Source organism: Roseateles sp., assembly GCF_052436255.1.
In the GTDB taxonomy this organism is placed as follows: Bacteria; Pseudomonadota; Gammaproteobacteria; order Burkholderiales; family Burkholderiaceae_C; genus Pelomonas.
The window spans coordinates 1-3,991 of sequence record NZ_JBQVNP010000263.1; the positions used below are offsets into that span (position 1 = coordinate 1).

Below are 3,991 nucleotides of genomic sequence, written 5' to 3' on the forward strand. Positions count from 1 at the left end.
ACCGCGGGCGCCGCGCGGACGTGACCCTCGACGCCCGCGGCCAGGGCCGGGTGAACCCATCGGCCTTCGCCAGCCCGGCATGACGGCGATGGAGCTGACCGAACGCCCGACGGCCGACGCGAGCCGCGGCACGCCCGCAGCCCGGCGCCGACCCGACCGCGGCGACGGCAGCTTCGTCAACCCCGTCCTGCCGGGCGACCACCCCGACCCGTGCGCACTCAAGGACGGCGAGGACTACTACCTCAGCTGCGCCTCGCAGCAGTTCTCGCCCGGCGCCGTCATCTGGCATTCGCGCGATCTCGTCAACTGGACGCCGGTGGCCAGCGCGCTGAGCGCGCCGGTCGGCAGCGTGCGGTCCGTGGACCTGGCCCGGCACGCGGGGCGGTACTTCCTCTACGTCAGCGTGCTGCGGGGCCCGCAGACGGCGCTGCTTGCGCTGCATGCCGACGACATCCGCGGCCCGTGGAGTGCGCCCGTGGACCTGCAGCTGCCCGACTGCCCGCACGCCTGCCACATCGTCGACGAGCAGGGCGCACGCCATCTGCTGCTCAACGGCCTGCGCCGCGTGCGCCTGTCCGACGACGGGCTGCAAGCGCTCGGAGCGCCCGTGGAGATCCATGCTCCCTGCCTGGCGTCGCGCCCGCGGGCCGCCGGCTTCGTGGCGGGGCCGCGCGCGTTCCGGCGTGACGACTGGTTCTATCTGTTCAACGGGAGCGGAGGTGCCGGCGTCAACTCCATGCCCCACACGCTGGCCGTGGCCCGGTCTCGCTCGCTGGCGGGCCCCTGGGAGGACTGCCCCTTCGACCCGCTGCACGGCGCCCACACGCCAAGCTGGACCACCGGCGGCACGCCCTGCCTGGTGCAGGGGCCCGAGGACCAGGCGTGGCTGCTGTGCCACGGGCACCAGGCCGGTCATCGCACGCTGGGCCGCCAGGGCCTGCTGCAGCCGCTCGACTGGGGACGCGACGGCTGGTTCCGCCTGCGACCCGGTGCCCTCGCCCAGCCGCTGCGCAAACCGCGGCCGCAGCGGCCCTGTCCTGGCCTGCCCGGCCTGTCGGACGACTTCAGCGCGAACCGCCTCGGCATCCAGTGGCGCTTCCTCGACGCCGGGCCGGAGGAGCTGCAGCGCGCCCGCTACGACGCCCACGGCCTGTGTCTTGCCGGCAAGGGCAGCAGCCTGGCCGATTGCTCGCCGCTGACCTGTGTGGCCGTCGACGCCAGCTACGAGGCCGAGCTGGACTTCGAGCTGATCGACGATGCCCAGGGCGGGTTGGCCCTGTTCCAGGCGCCGCGCGGCTTCGTCGGCCTGGGCATCGCCGACGGCCGCATGCACACCTACAGCTACGGCCAGCAGCACCGCTGGATGCAGCATGCCGTGACCGGCCGCCGCCATCGCCTGCGGGTCACGCAGCTGCACCACCGCATCAGCTTCGACCACGCCATGGACGATGGGCCGTGGGCGCCCACGGCGTGGCTGCAGGATGTGTCCGCACTGCATCTCAACCGTTGCGAAAGCGCCCACGGCCTTCGCCTGGCGCTCTTCAGTGCCGGCCATGGCGCCATACGCCTGCGGCACTTCAGCTACCGCGGGCTGGACTGACCATGCGCGCGCCCCTCCTTGCCCGCCTGCTGCCCCGCCGCGTCGGCCATGTGCTCTCGCGGTGCGCGCTGGCATTCACGCTGGCGGGCGCGGCCGCGGCCGAGCCGCCGGTCTGGGAGAACCCCGCCGTCTTCCGCGTCCACAAGGAAGCGCCACGCGCGACGCTGATGCCCTTCCCCGATGCCGCTGCCGCCCTGTCCCGGCCGCGCGAGGCCAGTCCCTGGCACCGCAGCCTCAACGGCGACTGGCGCTTCCACTGGGTGGCCGCGCCCGAACAACGTCCGGTCGGCTTCGAACAGCCCGGCTTCGACGACGCGCGCTGGGCGACCATCCCCGTGCCGTCCAACGTCGAACTGCACGGCCATGGCACGCCCATCTACACCAACGTCCGCTATCCCTTCGTCAAGGACGCGCCGCGCGTCATGGGCCAGCCGCCCGCGGACTGGACGACGTCGCGCGAGCGCAACCCGGTCTCCAGCTATCGCCGGCACTTCAGCCTGCCATCCGGCTGGGCCGGGCGCCAGACATTCATCACCTTCAACGGCGTGGCCTCAGCCTTCCATGTCTGGGTCAACGGCCGCCATGTCGGCTATTCCCAGGACAGCCGCACCCCTGCCGAGTTCAACCTCACGCCGCATCTGAGGCCGGGGACGAACCTGCTGGCCGTGGAGGTCTACCGCTACAGCGACGGCGCCTACCTGGAGGACCAGGACTTCTGGCGCCTGTCCGGCATCTTCCGCGACGTGTCGCTGTGGTCCGCCGCCAACCTGGCCCTGCGCGACTTGCAGATCGACGCCAGCCTCGCCGACGCCGACCGCAGCGGCGTGCTCAAGCTGTCCACCTGGACGCGCGAGCATGCTGGCCGCGCGCGCCGCTATGCCGTCGAGGCCCGGCTGCTCGATGCCGACGGCCGCACTCTCGCCCACCGCACGCTGCGCGGCCGGGTGCCCGCCGGCGGCGAGCATGCGGCCAGCGCCCGCATCGAGGGCCTCGCGATCCAGCCCTGGTCGGCCGAGCAACCGCGGCTGTACTCGCTGCTGCTGACGCTGAAGGACGAGCAGGGCCGCGCCCTTGCCCACCATGCCCGCAAGATCGGCTTTCGCCGCGTCGAGATCCACCACGGCAACCTGCTCGTCAACGGTCGCGCCGTCCTCATCAAGGGCGTCAACCGCCATGACCATAGCCACCTGACCGGTCAGTACGTGAGCGAGGCCGACATGCGCGCCGACCTCGAAGCGATGAAGCGGCTCAACATCAACGCCATCCGCACCTCGCACTATCCCAACGACCCGCGCCTGCTGGAGCTGGCGGACGCCTACGGCTTCTACGTCGTCTCCGAGGCCAACCTCGAGACCCACGACTACGGCAGCAACCCGAGCAACGCCCTGGCCCATGACCCGGCCTGGTACCCCGCCCAGCTGGACCGCGTGCGCAACATGGTGGAGCTGTTCAAGAACCACCCCTCGGTGATCCTCTGGTCGCTGGGCAACGAGGCGGGCGACGGCCCCAACTTCGAGCGCATGGGCGCCTGGGTCAAGCAGCGCGACCCGTCGCGCCCGCTGCACTACGAAGGCGCCGGCGAGCGCGCGTATGTCGACCTGTACTCGCCGATGTACGCCGGCGTCGACCACCTGTTGGCCTGGGTACGCCGCGAGGAACACAAACCGCGCGACCGGCAGCGCCCGCTGATCCTCAGCGAATACAACCACACCATGGGCAACTCCAGCGGCGGGCTCGACGACTACTGGCGCGCCATCCGCAGCGAGCGCCTGCTGCAGGGCGGCTTCATCTGGGACTGGCGCGACCAGGGCCTGCTGCGCGAGAAGCCCGCCGGCCACCCGCTCGGGCCCGAGCAAGCCGCCGTCGCCGCGCTGGACCCGCAGCGCTTCGTCACGCCGTCGGGCCGGCTGCGCTACTTCGCCTATGGCGGCGACTACGGCGACCAACCCAACGACGACAACTTCAACTTCAATGGCGTCGTCGGTCCCGACCTCGTGCCCAACCCGCATGCCGTCGAGGTGGCCCACCAATACCGCAACCTGCACGTCAGGCCGCTGGACCTCGGCGCCGCGCACCCGCGGTTCTCGGTCTTCAACGAGCACTTCTTCACCACGCTGCAGCGCCAGCCCTACCGCTGGACGCTGCTGGAGGACGGCCGACCCGTGCACAGCGGCATGGGCGAGCTGCCGCTGCTGGCGCCGCAGGCGGCGGTCGAGGTCGAGCTCGCATTGCCGGCCGTCAGCCGCCGCGGCGCTGCCGAGTACCACCTCAACCTGGAGTTCCTGCAGGCTGCCGCCCGCCCATGGGCGGGGGCCGGTCATGTTGTCGCGCGCGAGCAGCTGGCACTGGCCTGGGCCAGCGCCCCGGCGCCGGCCCTCGCAGCCGCCGCGC

Annotated in this window: 2 protein-coding genes; both read left to right on the forward strand. The window is 72.0% G+C overall.

Annotated features, from left to right (window positions below; genetic code table 11):
- A partial coding sequence (locus tag ACT6S0_RS27170) for a family 43 glycosylhydrolase (RefSeq protein ID WP_444766844.1) occupies positions 1-1,600 on the forward strand: 1,600 nt, incomplete at its 5' end.
- Between the two features lie 2 nt (positions 1,601-1,602).
- On the forward strand, positions 1,603-3,991 hold a 2,389-nt coding region (locus ACT6S0_RS27175), incomplete at its 3' end, for a glycoside hydrolase family 2 TIM barrel-domain containing protein (protein WP_444766845.1).